The organism is Agromyces sp. Root81, assembly GCF_001429165.1.
GTDB lineage: Bacteria > Actinomycetota > Actinomycetes > Actinomycetales > Microbacteriaceae > Agromyces.
In genome coordinates this window covers 595,251-612,622 of record NZ_LMIR01000004.1, presented here as the reverse complement: position 1 = coordinate 612,622, position 17,372 = coordinate 595,251, and the positions used below count along the sequence as shown (strand labels likewise).

Sequence of the window (17,372 nt, the reverse complement as noted above, 5' to 3'; positions counted from 1 at the left end):
GTGGCCCGTTCCGCGAGTCGCGATGAGCAACTTGGGTTGACAATGTGAGCGAAGCAACTTAGGTTGCTTACATGACCCCGCACATCCCGGATCCCACCGGAGCCGAGGCCGACGACCTCGCCGCCGTCGTCGCCCTGCGCGAGCTGGCCGACCGTCTCGAAGACGCCACCGTCGAGCGTGCGATGCGCGCCGGCTGGAGCTGGACGCAGGTCGCCGAGGCGCTCGGCGTCACCCGGCAGGCCGTGCACAAGAAGCACCACCGGCGGCTCGAACTCGCCGGCATCGAACTGAGGAGGCGCAATGCCTGACCGACTTGACGACACGGCACTCGACCCGACGCTGAAGGAGGTCATCGTCAGCTCGATCGACGAGGCGATCGGTCGCGGCGCATCGAGCGTCGAGGCCGAGCACCTGCTGCTCGCGATCTCGGCCGGTCACGACATCGCGGGGCGCACGCTCGCCGAGTTCGGCCTCGATCACGACGGCGTCGACGCCGCGCTTCGCGGTGAACGCGAACGCTCGCTGCGCGCAGCGGGCATCGAGCCCGTCGCCGAGGAACGGCTCGCCGCCACGCGCAAGTCACGGCCGAGCTGGGGGGCGACGGTGCGCGAGGCGCTGCGGCGTGCCGACTTCGGGGCGCACCGCGGCCGGCCTCGCGCGGAGCGCGAACGCCTCGCCGTCGCCGATGCGCTCGTGGGCATCCTGCGCGCAGAGCTCGGCACGGTGCCTCGTGCGCTCGCGTTCGCAGGTGTCGACCGGCAGGCGCTCATCGCCGCCATCGAGCGGCTCTGACGACGACCGAGCCGACAGCTGGAGGATGCGATGGCGATGACGGACCACCTCGCGATCGAGGTCGAGGGGCTTCGAATGCGATACGGCACGACCGATGTCCTGCACGACGTGTCGTTCCAGGTGCGCCAGGGCGAGATGCTCGCGCTGCTCGGCCCGAACGGTGCGGGCAAGACCTCGACGATCGAGATCCTCGAGGGCTTCCGGATGCGGTCGGCCGGACGGGTGGCGGTCCTCGGAGCCGATCCGGCCCACGGCACCGAGGAGTGGCGTGCACGGATCGGAATCGTGCTGCAGTCGTGGCGTGACCACCCCAAGTGGCGCGTGCGGGAACTCCTCGCATTCCAGGGGTCGCTCTACGAGCCCTATTCGACGGCGCGGATCCGCCGTCCGTGGGAGGTCGACGACCTGCTCGCAGCGGTCGGACTGACCGAGCAGGCCGGCAAGCCGATCTCGACGCTCTCGGGCGGTCAGCGGCGACGACTCGACGTCGCGATCGGGCTCGTCGGCCGACCCGAGCTGGTCTTCCTCGACGAACCGACGACCGGCCTCGATCCGAAGGCGCGGCGCGACTTCCACGCGCTGGTCAGGCGGATTCGCGATGACCTCGAGTCCACGGTGCTCATCACGACCCACGACCTCGACGAGGCGGAGAAGCTCGCCGACCGGATCGTCATCCTCACCGGCGGGCGCATCGTCGCCGATGGCACCTCCGAACAACTCGCGCGGAAGATCGTCGGCCACGATGAAGTCCGCTGGGTGCAGGGAGGGGAGCATCTCGTGCGGTACGTTCCGGACTCGACCGCGTTCGCGCGAGAGCTGTTCGCACGCGAAGGGGAGGACATCCGCGAACTCGAACTCCGCCGCGCGTCGCTCGAGGAGACCTACCTGACGCTCGTGAGGAACGCCGAGTCGGACGGCACCGAGGCCGCCGAGGTCGAACCCGAACCGAACGGGGCATCCCGATGACCGCCGTCACCCATGCCCTCCGCGCCGGCATCGGGCGGGGGCTCATCGAGCTCCGGCAGGCGTTCACGGGCACGGAACTCGTGAACCAGCTGCTCTGGCCGGTGGCCACGCTGGTGGCCGTGTTCTTCCTCCGCGACATGGCGATCGGAACCACCGGGCTCACGCTGGGCACGATCATCCTTCCCGGCACGCTCGGCATGTTCGTCGCGTTGGGTCTGCTCCTCGTCGTGCAGCAGCTCGCGGCCGATCGCGAAGACGGCACGCTTCTGCGTGCCAAGGCGACGCCGAACGGGATCCGCGCCTACCTCGTCGGCAAGCTCGTGCAGATCTCGGCGACGATCCTCGCGTATCTCGCGATCATCCTGATCCCCGGCGTGTTCCTCGTCGACGGTCTCGACGTCGCCGACCCGCAGTCGTGGATCACCTTCGCGTGGGTGCTGGTGCTGGGGCTCGTCGCGACCCAGACCATCGGTGCGATCCTCGGTTCGCTGGTCGCGACGCCGCGCGGCGCGGGATACCTCTCCCTGCCCGTCCTCGGGCTGATCGCGATCTCGGGCATCTTCGCCCCGATCACCGGCCTGCCCGAATGGCTGCAGTGGATCGCCCAGGTCTTCCCGATCTACTGGCTCGGCCTCGGCATGCGCGCGTCGTTCCTTCCCGACGACGCGGTCGTCGTCGAGATCGGTGAATCATGGCGCCAGCTCGAGACGGCGGCGGTGCTGGGCGCATGGGCGATCGTCGGACTCGTGCTCGCACCCGTCGTGCTGCGGCGGATGGCGCGACGGGAGTCGGGATCGAGGGTCGCCGAGCGTCGTGAGAAGGCACTGCAACGGGTCGGCTAGGGCGTGTCTGACAAGTGCTTCGCCCAGGCGATGACCGCGTGGAGGACGGCGGCGGCGCGGTAGGTGATGGCGAGCTTGTCGTACCGGGTGGCCAGCCCGCGCCATTGCTTGAGGTGGCAGAAGCGGCGTTCGATGACGTTGCGGCCGCGGTATTCGTCGGCGTCGAAGGCCGGCGGGCGTCCGCCGCGTGAGCCGCGGCGTTTCCGGTGGCCTTGCTGGTCGGCAGGCTCGGGGATCACCGCGACGATGCCGTGCTCCCGCAAGTGGGCGCGGATCGCCCGTGACGAGTACGCCTTGTCGGCACGCAGCGCGTCCGGACGCACCCGTGGCCGGCCGGGCCCGACCCGTTCGACGCGCAGCTGCCCGAGCATCGGCAGCAGCATCGGCGAGTCCCCGGCCCGCCCCGGCGTGCAGGCGATCACCAACGGCAGACCGCGCCCGTCGACGAGCTGATGGATCTTGGTGGACAGCCCGCCGCGGGAACGTCCGACGGCGTGATCAGGCGGCTCGACCAGCGGATTCTTGTAGTTCGACCCAGCCCCCTGTGAGGCGCGTCACATTGGTCGCGTGCTGATGGGCGCGCGCGATCGTCGAGTCGGCGGACACAGCCCAGTCCACCGCGCCGAGGACATCGGCGGCTGCCAAGAGGCGGGCGTGGATCCGGTCCCAGGTGCCGTCGGCAGCGAGGCGACGATGCCAGGTCCACACCGTCTGCCACGGCCCGAATACCTCAGGCAGATCCCGCCAGGCGATCCCGCACCAATACCGGTCGGCAATTGCCTCGATCATGGTGCGCGCATCCGAGAACGGGCGACCCTTGCGGCCGGTCGGCCTCGGCAGCATCCCCTCGATTAACGACCACTGAGCATCCGAGAGCAACTGAAACCGCGACACCCCGAAAGGATCCCAGAAGCCGGCCCGCTTGTTAGACCTGCCCTAGATGCCACCAGCCGCAGGAAGGTCGATGACCTGGCGACTGATCCGACGGCCCCTGACGCGCGCCTTGAGTCGCCGGAGGGGCCAGGAGAAGCTGTACTCGCGTGGGCTTTGTCCGTCTGGGTCGATCACGAGAGTGGATGCGACGATGACGTCCCGGTCAAAATCCAGGGTGACCCGCGTAGGCCCGAGCGTGGCCGCAACTGCGATGTCGATTCGCTCCTGAAGGGTTGCGGGGCGATCTTCGTCGTCGTATGCAAAGTCGGCGCTGCTGTGACCGGAGAAGTCGAAGAGAAAGACCTCGGCCCCCGCGTAGACCCGGACTGTCGCAATCCGCTCAGGGGCGGTCGCAGGAGACAGGGTGACTACGAGGTCCTCGCCCGCGCCCTTCCCCGACGTCAGCGTCCACTCTTGCCCCGGATGCCGAGCCATGAAGCCTGGGACCAGGGCGGCAAGTTCAGGTGTGTCCACAGGCGAAAGTAAAGCACGGCCAATGAAGGCCCCGGTGCATGGCAGGAGACCAACCGGATGCGGCCGCCGTCCTCCACGCCGGCATTGTCTGGGCAAAGCACTTGTCAGACATGCCCTAGGTCCCGACCCGCCGCCGTCAGCGCACGGTCTTGCGCGCCGTGATCTGACCGGTGTCGAAGCCCAGCAGGTGCAGGCCGCCGTGGAAGCGGGCGTGCTCGACCTTGATGCAGCGGTCCATGACGACGGTGAGCCCCTGCTCCTCGCCGGAGTACGCGGCCACCTCGTTCCAGATGCCGAGCTGCACCCAGATCGTCTTCGCGCCCGAGGCCAGCACCTCGTCGACGACCTGCGGGATGTCGGAGCCGCGGCGGAACACCACGACGATGTCGGGCACCTCGGGCAGGTCGGCGAGGCTCGCGTAGGCGGGCTCTCCGAGGATCTCGGTCTCCATGGGGTTCACGAAGTACAGGCGGTAGTCGCTCGACTGCTGCAGGTAGGTGCCGACGAAGAAACTCGAGCGCTGGGGCTTCGGCGAAGCACCGACGATCGCGACCGACTTCGCCGCGTTCAGTATCTTGAGTCGCTGCTTCGCGTCGGGGCCCGTCCACGTGCGCTGCGACTTCAGCAGCTTCGCGAGCGGTGAGCTCGCCGGCAGCTCGCACGAGAGGCCGTTGACGAGACGCACGGTCTCGAGGTCGCCGGCTTCGAGGGCAGCGGATGCCGCGCCATCCGTCTCGCTCAGCGCTGTCGCGTCGCTCAGCACCGCCGTGCTCGTGGCATTCGTCGTCATCGTGCTGCTCCCGTCGCGATCGTGAGGGCCTGGTCGAGGTCGTCGATGATGTCCTCAACATCCTCGATGCCCACCGACAGTCGCACAACCCCCGGCAGCACGCCGGCGTCGACGAGCTGCTGCTCGCTGAGCTGCGCGTGCGTCGTCGAGGCGGGGTGGATGATGAGCGTCTTGGCGTCGCCGATGTTGGCGAGGTGGCTGGCGAGGTCGACGTTCTCGATGAGCGCCTGGCCGACGGAGCGGCCGCCCTTCACCTCGAAGCTGAACACCGAGCCTGGGCCCTTCGGCAGGTACTTCAGCGCGCGGTCGTGGTGCGGGTGGTCGGGCAGGCCCGCCCAGAGCACCCGCTCGATGCGCGGGTCGGTGTCGAGCCAATCGGCGACGGCACGAGCGTTGTCGATGTGCGCCTGGATGCGGTACGGCAGCGTCTCGACGCCCTGGGCGAGCAGGAACGCCGAGTGCGGGGCGAGCGCCGGTCCGATATCGCGCAGCTGCTCGGCGCGGAGCCGCGTGAGGAACGCGTACTCGCCGAAGTTGCCCGACCACTGGAGGCCGCCGTAGCTCGGAACGGGCTGGCCGAAGAGCGGGAACTTGTCGGAGTGCCAGTCGAAGCGGCCGGACTCGACGACGACGCCGCCGAGCGTGGTGCCGTGGCCGCCGAGGAACTTCGTGGCGGAGTGCGTGACGATGTCGGCGCCCCACTCGATCGGGCGGTTCAGGTAGGGGGTTGCGATCGTCGAGTCGACGATGAACGGGATGCCGTGGGCGTGCGCGACGTCGGCGAGCGCCTCGAGGTCGGCGATCTCGCCCGAGGGGTTCGCGATGGTCTCGACGAAGAGGGCCTTGGTCTTGTCGGTGATCGCGGCGGCGTAGTCGGCGGCGTCGGCGGACTGCACGAACGTCGTCTCGATGCCGAAGCGGCGCAGCGTGACATCCAGCTGGGTGATCGAGCCGCCGTAGAGGTTCGCCGAGGCGACGATGTGGTCGCCGGTGCCGGCGAGGCTCGCGAAGGTGATGTACTGCGCGCTGAGCCCGGAGGCGGTCGCGACGGCGCCGAGGCCGCCCTCGAGGCTCGCGACGCGCTCCTCGAAGCTCGCGACGGTGGGGTTCGCGAGGCGCGAGTAGATGTTGCCGTACTTCTGCAGGGCGAACCGTGCAGCCGCGTCGGCGGTGTCGTCGAAGACGAACGCGCTCGACTGGTAGATCGGCAGCGCACGGGCGCCCGTCACCTGGTCGGGGATGTTGCCCGCGTGGATGGCGCGGGTCTTGAAGCCGTATTCGCGGTCTGCCATGCGGCAACGCTACTGCGGGCCGCCGCGGGGGCAGCTCGGCGGCGTAACGCAGGGCAACGGATGCCGCGGGCCGGGTGCCCGACCCACCGACCTCCGCAGAGGTCGGGGCGTGCGCTACCGTGGCGGGCATGATCCTCGAGCACGCGCTGCTGCCCGTCGTCCCAGGTCGCGAGGCCGCCTTCGAAGCCGCGTTCGCCGAGGCGAAGGCGATCATCGCGAGCATGCCCGGCTTCATCGACCTGCGCCTCTCCCGCTCCATCGAGACGCCGAACGAATACCTGCTGCTCGTGCACTGGGAGAGCGTCGAGGCGCACGAGGTCGGGTTCCGCGGTTCGCCCGAGTACGCCCGCTGGCGCGAGCTGCTGCACCGGTTCTACGAGCCCTTCCCGGTCGTCGAGCACTTCGCCGAGGTCGCGCGAGCAGGCTGATCCGAGCGAGTGGCGCGCGCCGCGGCATCCGCTCGGCCGGCTGCACAGGGCCTGCCCAGTCCGCGTTGCTACGATCATGACCAGGCCGCCGACTGCGGCCCCGGACGAGGGATCAGTACCCGGAACGCGACAAGACTGGCCACAGGAGTGAACAGTCATGGCTTGGGTCATCCTCATCGTGTCCGGCGTGCTCGAAGCCGTCTGGGCCACCGCACTCGGCAAGTCCGAGGGCTTCACGAAGCTCTGGCCGTCGGTCGTCTTCTTCGGCGCGCTCGCGCTCTCGATGAGCGGACTCGCCTGGGCGATGCGCGACATCCCGACCGGCACCGCCTACGCGGTCTGGGTCGGCATCGGCGTGTCGCTCACGGTCGTCTGGGCGATGGTCACGGGCGACGCTGAAGTCTCGTGGGTGAAGATCGCCCTGCTGGTCGGTCTCGTCGGCTGCGTCGTCGGCCTCAAGTTCGTCGACGGCGGCAGCCACTAGTTCCCGTCGACCGCCCGGGCCGTCGCCGCTTCCAGGTGTCGGGAGCGGCGGTGAGCGACGGCGACGAGCGCGAACAGGATGCCGATGACCACGGCGACTTCCGCGATCGCCGTCGTCGCCGTGCCGAGCCAGACGGTGCCGATGCACGCGATGGCGGCGAAGGCGGAGGCCAGCCAGACGGCGGCGCCCGCAGCCCCGATCGCCTGGCGGAAGGCGGCGATGCCGAGCACGTAGAGCGCCGCGCCGCCGCCGATGAAGGCGGCGCTCGCGGTCGCGAGCGGTTCGAGCGGATGCGCGAGCACCTCGGTCAGCCCGGAGGAGATCATGACGATGCCGCCCAGCAGGGGCACGAACGCGTAGGAGAAGGCGAGGCCCGCGATCCGGAGGACCGATTCGCGAGGTGCCGATTCGAGCGAGCGTTCGGCAGCGGCGTCGGTGTCGACGAAGTACAGCGACCAGAGGGCCGCGGCGAGTGCGAGGCTGAGCACGGCGGCGGCGAGCACCGGCAGGGTCAGCACCTCGTCGCCGAGTCCGAGGCCGAGCGACACCATGGACTCGCCGAGCGCGACGATGAGCACCACTCCGTTGCGTTCGACGTAGTGCGCCTGCGGCAGCGAGAAGCTGCGGTACCGGCCGACTTCGAGCAGCACGACGTGCAGTGCCGCTGCGGCGCCCCAGAGCCACCAGTCCGCGGCGCCCTCGACGAACCCGGCGATGATCAGGAGTGCGGCGGAGCCGAGGTTGTACGGCGCGATCTGCAGCATCTCCCGCACGGCGCCGTGTTCGAACACGCGCCCGAACATGCCCAGGTGCACGATGACGACGACGAGGTACGCGAGGCCGAACGCGAGTCCGTCGTCGCCGAAGGCGTCGGGTGTCGCGATCGCCATGACGAGGAATCCGCCCATGGCGACGAACAGGAGCGCGCGTCGCCCGAGTGACGAGGTGGCGGTGTGGCTCGTGAGCCAGCTGTAGCCCGAGTACATCCACCAGATGTTGGCGAGGATCAGGAAGACCGTCAGGAGGCCGATGACGTCGGGCTCGTGGTGGAGCACCCCGGTGAGCCTCGTGATCGTCAGGACGAACACCAGGTCGAAGAACAGCTCGAACGTGGTCACCCTGGCCGGTGGCGCCGGAGCCGGTGCGGCATGTGCCCGAATCATGGAGACAGTGTGGCGGGGTGGCGGGCGATTCCGCCAGCACTCGTCGGCAGCTCAAGCGAACATGTCAAGAAACATTGACATCATGTCGTCTGAGCTTTACATTGAAGGCGTAAACAATCTTTGACATCGGAGCGTCCGTCGACCTGCGTCGGGCGATGGACCACCAGCCGGAACGAGAGAGGGAGACCGTGATGTCGTACGAGGAGAAGGGCACGTGGGTCTACCTCGTGGTCGCCGTCGTGGGGAGCACGGTGTACCTGTCGCTCATGCTGCCCGAGCTGCTGGGCGGCACGCCGGCCGGGCAGGTCGACTACGTGCCGGCCATGCTCTGGGTGATCGGCGGCGCGATCGTGGCGTCGATCGTGGGACGCATCCTCGTCGAGATCCTGTCGCCGAGCGAGAGCACCCGCGGCGACATCCGCGACAAGGAGATCGACCGACTCGGCGAACGCGTCGGCAGCTCGTTCGTCGTGGCCGGCGCGCTCGGCGCGCTCCTGCTGGCGATGTTCGACGTCGACGGCTTCTGGATCGCGAACACGGTCTACCTCTGCTTCGTGCTCTCGGCGATCGTCTCGAGCATCACGAAGCTCGTGGCCTACCGCAGGGGAGTGCCGACGTGGTGAAGCCGACGAAGGTCACCAACGACATCCGCTCGCTGCGGTTCCGGGCGGGCGAGATGACGCAGGCCGAGCTCGCCAAGCGCCTCGGGGTGACCCGGCAGACCGTCATCGCCATCGAGCAGGGCCGTTACTCGCCGTCGCTTGAGATGGCGTTCCAGATCGCGCGGATCTTCGGGGTACCGCTCGACGACGTCTTCCAGTACCCCGAGCACGACGCGGCAACGGACTCGGAGGAGTCGGCATCATGAGAATCGCAGTCTACGAACGGTACGGTCCGCCCGAGGTGTTGCACCTGCGGGAAACCCACGATCCAGTGGTCGGCGCGACCGAAGTGCTCGTGCGGGTCGAGGCGAGCACGGTCGGTCCCTCCGACAGCGCCGGGCGCAGCGGCACCCCGCGCTTCGCCCGCCTCTTCTTCGGACTCACGAAGCCGAAGCACCCGGTGCTCGGCTCCGACTTCGCCGGCGTGGTCGAACGCGTCGGCGGCGGAGTGACCCGATTCGCGCCGGGCGACCGGGTGTTCGGCACCCTCGCGCCCGCCATGGGCGCGCATGCCGAACTCGTGACCATCGACGAGGACGCACCGATCGCGCACATCCCCGACGGGCTCGACGCAGCCGAGGCGGTCGCGACCGTCGACGGGTTCCTCACCGCGCTGCCCTTCCTCCGCGATCTCGCAGAGGTGGCCCCCGGCCAGGTCGTGCTCGTCAACGGGGCGTCCGGCACTGTGGGCTCGGGGGCGGTGCAGCTCGCGAAGCACTTCGGGGCGACGGTGGTCGGCGTGTGCAGCGCAGCGAACGCGCCACTCGTCACGTCGCTCGGGGCCGACCGCGTGATCGACTACACGCGCGACGACTTCACCGAGGCCCGAGGTGCCTACGACGTGGTCTTCGACGCGGTCGGCAAGCGATCGTTCGGCGCCGTCCGCCGCGCACTCACGCCGCACGGCGTCTACCTCACCACGGTGCCGACGGCCGCGATCATGGTGCAGTGGCCGCTCACGCGCTGGTTCAGCCGCGGGCGGCGGGCGGCGATCGCCTTCACGGGGCTCCGCGACATCCGTCTCAAGGCGGCGGAGCTCGCCCTGCTCGTCGAACTCATCGAGGCGGGGGAGTTCGTGCCGGTCGTCGATCGCGTCGTCGCCTTCGGCGACATCGCCGAGGCGCACCGACGCGTCGACACCGGGCACAAGGTCGGCAGCGTCGTGGTCGCGGTGTCACCGGTGGCGGCTCCGGCATCGTCTCCGTCGCTGAAGCAGGCCGGTTCATGAGGGCGATCGTGCAGCACCGCTACGGCGGGCCCGAGACGCTCGCGCTCGCCGAGGTCGACCCGCCCGAGCCGGCTCGCGGCGAGGTGCTCATCCGGGTCGCCGCAGTGGCCGTCAGCATGGGCGACGTGCTGCTGATGCGCGGCGAGCCGCGGGCGGTGCGCCTCGCGTACGGCCTGCGGCGACCGAAGCGCCCGATCATCGGCCGGGATGTCGCGGGCGAGGTCGTCGCGGTGGGGCCGGGCGTCACGCGGTTCGACGTCGGCGACGCCGTGTACGCGGAGTCCGACCAGGGCGGATTCGCCGAACTCGTCGCGGTGCCCGAGCGTTTCGTCGCCGCCCGGCCGACGTCGGTCGACGCGGTGCACGCCGCGGCCGTCGTGGTCTCGGGGACGACGGCGCTGCAGGGCCTGCGTCTCGCCGGCGTGACGGCGGGGCAGCACGTGCTCGTCAACGGCGCCTCGGGCGGCGTCGGCGGCTTCGCCGTGCAGCTCGCGAAGGCCATGGGCGCCGAGGTGACGGGCGTCTGCCGCGGCACCAAGGCCGAGCACGTGCTGGCCATCGGCGCCGATCACGTGATCGACCACACCCGCGAGGACTTCACCGACACCGAGGGCCGGTACGACGTCGTGTTCGACCTGGTCGCCGACCACCCGCTCGGTCGGGTGCGCCGCTCGCTCACCCGCCGGGGCACGCTCGTGCTGTCGTCGGGGCGAGGGGGCACGGTGCTCGGCCCGATGCGGCGGATGGCCGCGGCATCCGCGACCTCGCCGTTCGTCTCGCAACGACTCCGCCCGCTCGCCGCGGTGCGCAGCGGCGACGACCTCGCCGAGCTCGCCCGCCGGATCGACGCGGGGGAGGTGCGGCCCGTCGTCGACCGGGTGTACCCGCTCGACGAGGCCGCAGCGGCGGTCGCAAGGCTCGAGTCGGGCGAAGTGCGGGGCAAGGTGGTCATCGCCGTGTGAGCGAGGATGCCGGCACCGTCAGCCGAGCAGCACGGCTCCGTAGGCGAGGCCCGCGACGAGCACCCACGAGGTGAGGCCGACGACGAGCGCCCGCCACCCGGTGCCCGCGAGCTCGCCGAGCCGGATCGAGGCGCCGAGGGCGAAGAGCGCCATCGCCAGCAACGCCGTCTGCAACGCGTCGGCGCCCGTCAGCACCCACTCGGGCAACGGCACGAAGGTGTTCAACAGCACGGCGGCGAGGAATCCGGCCACGAAGAGCGGCACGATCGCGGGGCGCGGGCCCGCGGCATCCACCGCCCGTCGTCGCTCGACCGCCGCGGTGATCGCGACCATCGGGGCGAGCATGAGCACCCGGGTGAGCTTGACCACGACGGCGACCGCGAGGGCCGCGGTGCCGGCGATCTGCGCGGTCGCGACCACCTGACCGACATCGTGCACGCCCGCGCCGACCCAGTGACCGAACTGCACGTTCGAGAGACCGAGCGGATGCCACAGGGCGGGGAGCACCGCGATCGCGAGCGTGCCGCACAGGGTGACGAGGGCGACCGGCACGGCCTGCTCCTCATCGCGGGCGCGAACCGCGGCGCCCATCGCGCCGATCGCCGAGGCGCCGCAGATCGAGAACCCGCTCGCGACGAGCAGCGGCTGATGGCCCGGCAGTCCGAGGGCGCGGCCGAGGCCGATCGTGCCGACGAAAGTGAGTACGACCACCGCGACGGTCGTCGCGATCGACACCCAGCCGAGCGACGCGATGTCGACGAGGCTGAGCTTCAGGCCGAGCAGCACGATGCCGATGCGGAGCAGCCGGCGGGCGGAGATCTTCAGGCCGGGCGCGAGCCCGCCCGCGAGGGCCGGGCGCAGCGCCGGGATCTGGCCGACGACGATGCCGAGCGCGACCGCGGCGGTGAGGAGCGGCACCACGGGGAATGCGAGGTGGCAGAGCCACGCGATGAGGGCCGCGGAGGCCGCGACCACGAGTCCCGACAGCATTCCACGCACCCTGCAACGCTAGCCGACTGGTCAGCCCCAGCTCGGCAGCCAGAAGTGCAGCTGCCGGAACGTCGGCGTGACGGGGATGCCCGACCAGATGGGGAAGAAGAACGCGGAGACGGCCAGCACGAACGCGAGGAAGATGACGACGACGGCGATGCCGCGTTCGCGTCGCCATGTCGGGTCGTCGCGCCGGCCGAGCATGAGGCCGATCACGAACACGAGTGCGAGCACAGTGAACGGCTCGAAGGCGATCGAGTAGAACTGGAACACGGTGCGGTTCAGGTACCCGAGCCACGGCAGGTAGCCCGCTGCCAGACCCACGAGGATCGCACCGACCTGCCACTCGCGATACCGCACGAGCCGGTAGACGAGGTAGATCGACGCCGCCGCAGCCGCCCACCAGATCAGCGGGTTGCCGAGCTCGATGATCGACGACCAGCAGGTGTCGGCGCCGCAGCCGCCCGAACCGTCGTCGCTCGAGGAGTAGTACATGTTCGTCGGCCGGATCATGAAGAGCCAGGTGAGCGGGTTCGACTGCCACGGATGGGGGCTGTGCACGCCGACGTGGTAGCCGTAGGCGGCCTCGTGATAGTGCCAGAGGCTCTGCAGTGAGAGCGGCACCCACGAGAGCCAGCCGGTCGCGGCGTTGCCCGCCTCCTCGGCCCAATGCCGGTAGTAGCCGCCGTCGGTGACGAGCCAGCCCGTCCACGACGCGAGGTAGACGACCGCGGCGACGGGCACGAGCAGCAGGAATGTCACCGGCCCCTGCTTGAGGATCGACGCCGTGAGCCAGAACGGCACGCCCGCACGGCGGCGCGCGACGGCATCGACGACGACGAGGTAGATGCCGAAGGCGGCGAGGAACCAGAGTCCCGACCACTTCACGGCGCAGGCGGCGCCGAACGCGACCCCCGCGGCGACCACCCATGGGCGGGCCCAGATCGCCGGGCCGTAGTGCGGTTCGCGCCCTGTCGCGCGGTCGGCGTCGAGTCGCTCCTCGAGCAATCGGCGCGAGCGGTCACGATCGAGCAGCACGAACCAGAACCCGAGCAGGGCGAAGAGCATGACCCAGTTGTCGAGCAGGGCCACTCGCGACATCACGATCGCGTTGCCGTCGACGGCGAAGAGCAGGCCGGCGATGACCGCGAGCATCGTCGACGCGAAGAGGCGGCGGGCGACGAGCGTCATCAGGAAGACCGCGATCGTTCCCGTGAGCGCCGTCGAGGCGCGCCACCAGAACGGGTCGCCGGCACCGAAGGCGGCCATGCCGAGCGAGATCATCCACTTGCCGAGCGGCGGGTGCACGACGTAAGCGGGGGAGTCGTTGAAGATGCCGGTGTCGCCGGCGGCGAAGTCGGCGTCGGCGCCCTCGGGCCAGTTCGACTCGTAGCCGTTCTGCAGGAGCGTCCACGCGTCCTTCACGTAGTACGTCTCGTCGAAGACGATCGCCGCCGGGTGTCCGAGGTTCCAGAACCGCAGCACGGCGGCGAGGAGCGTGACGAGGATCGGGCCGCCCCAGTACCAGAGCGTGCGGCGGCGCGGGGTCGAGAGCACCCGACTCCACCAGTCGTCGAGGCGGGTGCCGCGGCGATCCTCGAGCGGTTCGTCGGCGAACTCCTCGATCGACTCGTCGGGAGCGGATGCCCCGTCGATGCGCTTCTCGCGCGTCTCGGCGGCGCCCGGCTCCACTCCCATGCGCCAACCCTAAACGAGGCGGCCCGATCGGCGGGTGTCATGCTTGAGCTCATGATCATCCTCGCGGCGACGCCCATCGGCAACCTCGGCGACGCTTCCGCCCGACTTCGCGACGCCCTCGAGGCCGCGACCGTCATCGCCTCCGAAGACACGAGGGTGACGCAGCGCCTGCTCGCCGGGCTCGGCATCGAGAACCGGCCGAAGCTCATCGCGCTGCACGAGCACAACGAACGGCAGAAGGCCGCCGAGCTCGTCGAGCTCGCCCGCGACACCGACCTGCTCGTGCTGAGCGACGCCGGCATGCCGACGGTGTCCGACCCGGGCTTCCCGCTCGTCGCGGCCGCCGCCGACGCGGGTGTGGAGGTCACCGCGATCCCCGGGCCCTCGGCAGTGGTCACCGCGCTCGCCGTGTCCGGCCTGCCGACCGACCGCTTCGCGTTCGAGGGATTCCTGCCGCGGAAGGCGGGGGAGCGCAGCCGTCGCCTCGCCGAGCTCGCCGGCGACCGCCGCACGCTGCTGTTCTTCGAGGGTCCGTCGCGGCTGGCCGCGAGCCTCGCCGCGCTCGCCGAGGCGTTCGGGGCCGACCGGCCGGCCGCCGTCTGCCGTGAACTCACCAAGATGTACGAGGAGGTGCGGCGCGGCCCGCTCGGCGAGCTCGCGACCTGGGCCGAGGGCGGGGTGCGGGGCGAGATCGTGATCGTGGTCGGCGGTGCCGCCGAGCAGGAGGCGAACCCCGAGAACGCCCTCGCGCGGGTGCTCGAGCTCGCGGCATCCGGAACCCGGTTGAAGGACGCGGCGGCCCTCGTCGCCGCGGAGAGCGGCCTCAGCACGCGCGATCTCTACGAGGCGGGCCTGCAGGCGCGCAAGCGAGGCTGACGCCGCCCGGGCCGTCGCGGCGCACCGCGTCCAGCCCTGTCGGAATCCGCCTGCCTGGCGGAGAATGGCAGTACCGGTAGAGCGGTGGAGGTGCGAGATGACTCACGACCCCGACCACGACCTGGCGCATGTCGTCCGGTTCTCCGAGTACGGCGGACCCGAGGTGCTCGAGGTCGTCGGACAGCCGATGCCCGAACCCGGCGAGGGCGAAGTGCTCGTCGCGGTGTTCGCGACCGGGCTGAACCCGGTCGAGAGCGCGATCCGGCGCGGCGACCACCCCGAGCGATGGCCCGTGAGCTTCCCCTCGCTGCAGGGCCGCGATCTCGCAGGTGTCGTCGTGTCGACGGGTCCCGGCGTGTCGTCGTTCTCGCACGGCGACGAGGTCATGGGGTTCGTCGAGCGCGGCGCGCATGCGAGCCATGTCGTCGTGCCCGAGCGCCAGCTCCTGCCGAAGCCGCCCGAACTCACCTGGGAGGTCGCCGGGTCCCTCTACGTGGCCGGCACCACCGCGTGGACGGCCGTCGAATCGCTCGCCCTCTCGCCGGCCGACACCGTCGTCATCACGGCCGCGGCAGGGGGCGTCGGATGCCTCGCCGCCCAGTTCGCCCGCATGCGAGGCGCCACGGTCATCGGCACGAGCATCGAGACCCGATTCGACTTCCTCCGCCAGTTCGGGGTGCTCCCGGTGGCCTACGGCCCCGACCTCGCCGAGCGAGTACGACCGGTGGCTCCCGGGCCGATCACCGGCTTCCTCGACTTCCTCGGCGGTGAGACCGAGGCGGCGCTCGCCCTCGGCGTGCCGCCGTCGCGCATCCTCACCGTGCTCGACTGGGATGCGGTGCAAGACGAAGAGGCGGTCAAGGTCTACGCCGGCGATGTCGTCGCCCTCGGTCGCGTCGCCGCACTCGTCGCGACCCGGCGTGCGCGCCTCCCGATCGCCGATGTCTTCCCCCTCGAGTCCGTCGCCGACGCGTACCGCGCCCTCGACCGTCGTGAGGCGCCGGGCAAGATCGTGCTCGGCCTGCGCATCGTCGGCTACCCGGGCCAGCGGGTGCACGAACCGGCGATCAAGGAGCAGGACGTCACCCTCGGGGTGCCCACCCCGCACGAGCACATGGAGGTCGAGGAGGCGATCCCGCCGGCCATCGGCGACGGGAGCGTTCGCCGGCGCCGGCGTAACCGGAACGCCGGGTCATCCGCTCGCCCGTAGGATTGGGGGATGGCCGACGGCTCCTCGTTCTATACCACCACGCCCATTTTCTATGTGAATGACGTGCCCCACATCGGGCACGCCTACACGGAGGTCGCTGCCGACGTGCTCGCACGCTGGCACCGCCAGGCCGGCGACGACACCTGGATGCTCACGGGCACCGACGAGCACGGCCAGAAGATCCTGCGCACCGCGACCGCCAACGGCGTGACGCCGAAGCAGTGGGCCGACAAGCTCGTCGCCGAGGCGTGGATCCCGCTGCTCGAGACGGTCGACATCGCCAACGACGACTTCATCCGCACCACCGAGGAGCGGCACGAGAAGAACGTCCAGAAGTTCCTGCAGAAGCTCTACGACGACGGACACATCTACGCCGGCGAGTACGACGGCTACTACTGCGTCGGCTGCGAGGAGTACAAGCAGCCGTCCGACCTCGTGCCGGGCACGGGGGAGTACGAGGGCCAGCTCGTCTGCGCGATCCACTCCAAGCCGGTCGAGCTCCTGCACGAGAAGAATTACTTCTTCCGCATGTCGGCCTTCGCCGACCAGCTGCTCGCGCTCTACGAGGAGCGCCCCGACTTCGTGCAGCCCGAGTCCGCTCGCAACGAGGCGGTCTCGTTCGTGAGCCGCGGCCTCTCCGACATCTCGATCTCGCGGTCGACGTTCGACTGGGGCGTGAAGGTCCCGTGGGACGAGTCGCACGTGTTCTACGTGTGGTTCGACGCGCTCCTGAACTACATCACCGCGGTCGGCTACGGAGAAGACGACGCCGAGTTCGCGCGGCGTTGGCCCGCGCAGCACATCATCGGCAAGGACATCCTGCGCTTCCACGCCGTCATCTGGCCGGCGATGCTGCTCGCCGGTGGCCTCGAGGTGCCGAAGGGCGTCTTCGCCCACGGCTGGCTCCTCGTCGGCGGCGAGAAGATGTCGAAGTCGAAGCTCACCGGCATCGCGCCGGAGCAGATCACCGAGACCTTCGGCTCCGACGCGTTCCGCTACTACTTCCTGCGCGCGATCGCGTTCGGTCAGGACGGCTCGTTCTCGTGGGAGGACCTGGCAGCGCGCTACCAGGCCGAACTCGCGAACGGCTTCGGCAACCTCGCCTCGCGCGTGGTGGCGATGATCACCCGCTACTGCGACGGCGCCGTGCCCACCGCGGGCACCCTGACGGCCGCCGACATCGAGATCGCGAGCGTCGAGCGCCGGGCGACGGATGCCTCGTGGGAGGCGATCAACCGTCTGGCGATCCACGACGCCATCGGAGCGGCGTGGGAGCTCGTCGACGCCCTCAACGGCTACCTCACGATCGAGGAGCCGTGGACCCTCGCGAAGGACCCGGCCAAGCGCGACCGGCTCGAGACGGTGCTCGCCACGGCGTACCACGGCCTCGGCACGCTCGCCGTGCTGCTCTCGCCCGTGCTGCCGGTCGCGACGGCCAAGCTCTGGACCGCGCTCGGCGCCCCGGGCGCCGTGCAGGAGCAGCGCATCGACCAGGCCGACGCCTGGACGACCGGCACACAGGTCGCACCGCTCGAGGCGCTGTTCCCGCGCGTCGAGGTGGCCGAATGATGCAGTTCGGAGC

The 17,372-nt window shown here is 70.2% G+C and carries 20 protein-coding genes and 1 riboswitch; of the genes, 13 read left to right on the top strand and 7 right to left on the bottom strand.

Annotation, left to right across the window (positions count from 1 at the left end):
- The first annotated feature begins 71 nt into the window (after positions 1–71).
- From ASE14_RS19745 to ASE14_RS19730, 4 genes are read left to right on the top strand one after another with little or no spacing between them, the layout of a single operon-like run.
- The gene (locus ASE14_RS19745; RefSeq protein ID WP_056659112.1) at positions 72–308 is read left to right on the top strand and encodes a hypothetical protein; all 237 of its coding nucleotides are present in this window, start codon (positions 72–74) and stop codon (positions 306–308) included.
- A complete protein-coding gene (locus tag ASE14_RS19740; RefSeq protein WP_056659110.1) occupies positions 301–792 on the top strand; it encodes a Clp protease N-terminal domain-containing protein in 492 nt (163 codons plus the stop codon). Before ASE14_RS19745 ends, ASE14_RS19740 begins: the two co-directional genes overlap by 8 nt.
- 36 nt (positions 793–828) lie before the next feature.
- Entirely contained in the window at positions 829–1,758 is a 930-nt protein-coding gene (locus ASE14_RS19735) for an ABC transporter ATP-binding protein (RefSeq protein ID WP_157373101.1), read from the top strand.
- Positions 1,755–2,600: an ABC transporter permease gene (locus tag ASE14_RS19730; protein WP_056659104.1), complete on the top strand. Its 846-nt coding sequence runs from the start codon at positions 1,755–1,757 to the stop codon at positions 2,598–2,600. The genes ASE14_RS19735 and ASE14_RS19730 overlap by 4 nt, the downstream gene beginning before the upstream one ends.
- Here the strand turns inward: ASE14_RS19730 and ASE14_RS20740 are convergent.
- The 4 genes from ASE14_RS20740 to ASE14_RS19705 form a co-directional block, all read right to left on the bottom strand.
- A protein-coding gene (locus ASE14_RS20740; RefSeq protein WP_157373100.1) for an IS5 family transposase occupies positions 2,597–3,494 on the bottom strand; the annotation gives its coding sequence in 2 pieces (ribosomal slippage) (positions 2,597–3,142 and positions 3,144–3,494; 897 coding nt in all). The genes ASE14_RS19730 and ASE14_RS20740 overlap by 4 nt on opposite strands.
- A gap of 42 nt (positions 3,495–3,536) precedes the next feature.
- The gene (locus tag ASE14_RS19715) at positions 3,537–4,007 is read right to left on the bottom strand and encodes a hypothetical protein (RefSeq protein ID WP_157373099.1); all 471 of its coding nucleotides are present in this window, start codon (positions 4,005–4,007) and stop codon (positions 3,537–3,539) included.
- 136 nt (positions 4,008–4,143) lie between these two features.
- On the bottom strand, positions 4,144–4,662 hold the full coding sequence (locus tag ASE14_RS19710; RefSeq protein WP_369816517.1) for a CoA-binding protein: 519 nt from the start codon (positions 4,660–4,662) through the stop codon (positions 4,144–4,146).
- A 131-nt stretch (positions 4,663–4,793) separates the two neighbouring features.
- The gene (locus tag ASE14_RS19705; RefSeq protein ID WP_056659096.1) at positions 4,794–6,089 is read right to left on the bottom strand and encodes an O-acetylhomoserine aminocarboxypropyltransferase/cysteine synthase family protein; all 1,296 of its coding nucleotides are present in this window, start codon (positions 6,087–6,089) and stop codon (positions 4,794–4,796) included.
- Between the two features lie 128 nt (positions 6,090–6,217).
- On the opposite strand from ASE14_RS19705, the gene ASE14_RS19700 reads away from it, so the two are divergent.
- Together ASE14_RS19700 and ASE14_RS19695 are read left to right on the top strand one after the other, a co-directional pair.
- A complete protein-coding gene (locus ASE14_RS19700) occupies positions 6,218–6,517 on the top strand; it encodes an antibiotic biosynthesis monooxygenase (protein ID WP_056659427.1) in 300 nt (99 codons plus the stop codon).
- A 79-nt stretch (positions 6,518–6,596) separates the two neighbouring features.
- Positions 6,597–6,661: riboswitch (guanidine-III (ykkC-III) riboswitch) on the top strand.
- 13 nt (positions 6,662–6,674) lie between these two features.
- Positions 6,675–7,001: a multidrug efflux SMR transporter gene (locus ASE14_RS19695; protein ID WP_056659093.1), complete on the top strand. Its 327-nt coding sequence runs from the start codon at positions 6,675–6,677 to the stop codon at positions 6,999–7,001.
- Here ASE14_RS19695 and ASE14_RS19690 read toward each other — a convergent pair.
- Complete coding sequence (locus ASE14_RS19690; protein ID WP_082601086.1) at positions 6,998–8,164, bottom strand: low temperature requirement protein A; 1,167 nt, start codon at positions 8,162–8,164, stop codon at positions 6,998–7,000. The two genes, ASE14_RS19695 and ASE14_RS19690, sit on opposite strands and share 4 nt — an antisense overlap.
- Positions 8,165–8,355: 191 nt before the next feature.
- Between ASE14_RS19690 and ASE14_RS19685 the strand changes: the two genes are divergently transcribed.
- From ASE14_RS19685 to ASE14_RS19670, 4 genes are read left to right on the top strand one after another with little or no spacing between them, the layout of a single operon-like run.
- Complete coding sequence (locus tag ASE14_RS19685) at positions 8,356–8,787, top strand: hypothetical protein (RefSeq protein ID WP_056659424.1); 432 nt, start codon at positions 8,356–8,358, stop codon at positions 8,785–8,787.
- Positions 8,781–9,032 carry a helix-turn-helix transcriptional regulator gene (locus ASE14_RS19680; RefSeq protein WP_056659087.1) on the top strand — a complete coding sequence of 84 codons (252 nt, stop codon included), beginning with the start codon at positions 8,781–8,783 and terminating at the stop codon, positions 9,030–9,032. Before ASE14_RS19685 ends, ASE14_RS19680 begins: the two co-directional genes overlap by 7 nt.
- On the top strand, positions 9,029–10,054 hold the full coding sequence (locus ASE14_RS19675; RefSeq protein ID WP_056659084.1) for an NAD(P)-dependent alcohol dehydrogenase: 1,026 nt from the start codon (positions 9,029–9,031) through the stop codon (positions 10,052–10,054). Before ASE14_RS19680 ends, ASE14_RS19675 begins: the two co-directional genes overlap by 4 nt.
- The gene (locus ASE14_RS19670) at positions 10,051–11,016 is read left to right on the top strand and encodes an NAD(P)-dependent alcohol dehydrogenase (RefSeq protein WP_056659080.1); all 966 of its coding nucleotides are present in this window, start codon (positions 10,051–10,053) and stop codon (positions 11,014–11,016) included. The genes ASE14_RS19675 and ASE14_RS19670 overlap by 4 nt, the downstream gene beginning before the upstream one ends.
- A gap of 18 nt (positions 11,017–11,034) precedes the next feature.
- Here the strand turns inward: ASE14_RS19670 and ASE14_RS19665 are convergent, their stop codons facing one another.
- Together ASE14_RS19665 and ASE14_RS19660 are read right to left on the bottom strand one after the other, a co-directional pair.
- The gene (locus tag ASE14_RS19665; RefSeq protein ID WP_056659078.1) at positions 11,035–12,006 is read right to left on the bottom strand and encodes a YeiH family protein; all 972 of its coding nucleotides are present in this window, start codon (positions 12,004–12,006) and stop codon (positions 11,035–11,037) included.
- 30 nt (positions 12,007–12,036) lie between these two features.
- A complete protein-coding gene (locus tag ASE14_RS19660) occupies positions 12,037–13,704 on the bottom strand; it encodes a dolichyl-phosphate-mannose--protein mannosyltransferase (protein ID WP_082601085.1) in 1,668 nt (555 codons plus the stop codon).
- Positions 13,705–13,755: 51 nt separating this feature from the next.
- Between ASE14_RS19660 and rsmI the strand changes: the two genes are divergently transcribed.
- The 3 genes from rsmI (at position 13,756) to metG (ending at position 17,359) form a co-directional block, all read left to right on the top strand.
- Positions 13,756–14,580 (top strand): 16S rRNA (cytidine(1402)-2'-O)-methyltransferase, encoded by an 825-nt coding sequence (gene rsmI / locus ASE14_RS19655; RefSeq protein WP_056659418.1) that lies wholly within the window; start codon positions 13,756–13,758, stop codon positions 14,578–14,580.
- 97 nt (positions 14,581–14,677) lie between these two features.
- The gene (locus ASE14_RS19650; protein WP_157373098.1) at positions 14,678–15,790 is read left to right on the top strand and encodes an NADP-dependent oxidoreductase; all 1,113 of its coding nucleotides are present in this window, start codon (positions 14,678–14,680) and stop codon (positions 15,788–15,790) included.
- A 9-nt stretch (positions 15,791–15,799) separates the two neighbouring features.
- The gene (gene metG, locus ASE14_RS19645; RefSeq protein WP_056659075.1) at positions 15,800–17,359 is read left to right on the top strand and encodes a methionine--tRNA ligase; all 1,560 of its coding nucleotides are present in this window, start codon (positions 15,800–15,802) and stop codon (positions 17,357–17,359) included.
- Positions 17,360–17,372 lie beyond the last annotated feature (13 nt).